Source organism: Pseudoalteromonas sp. BMB (genome assembly GCF_001709235.1).
Lineage (GTDB): Bacteria > Pseudomonadota > Gammaproteobacteria > Enterobacterales > Alteromonadaceae > Pseudoalteromonas > Pseudoalteromonas maricaloris.
On the sequence record NZ_MBQA01000145.1, the window covers coordinates 1 to 275 of the forward strand.

Genomic DNA, 275 nt, shown 5'->3' on the forward strand with positions numbered 1-275 from the left:
GTATAAGAGACAGGTCCATTCATGCGTATATTTACGATGAAAGTCCATGCGCATCGTTTGTTACCTGTACTTGTAGCTATATTTATCGTGAGTAACTTAGTAGGGATGTTAGCGCCTAATTTTAATGTGCTCTTATTATCAAGATTAATGTCTGCAGCTATGCATGCACCGTTCTTTGGCGTTTGTATGAGCGTAGCAGCAGCTGTTGCACCACCAGCTAAGAAACCGCAAGCGATTGCCTTAGTTCAAGCGGGTCTGACGATAGCAGTCATGAT

The 275-nt window shown here is 42.9% G+C and carries 1 pseudogene; it reads left to right on the forward strand.

From position 1 onward, the window contains the following. Window positions 1-21 precede the first annotated feature (21 nt). Window positions 22-275 (forward strand): annotated as a pseudogene (locus BB427_RS09150) (hypothetical protein); the annotation flags it as partial.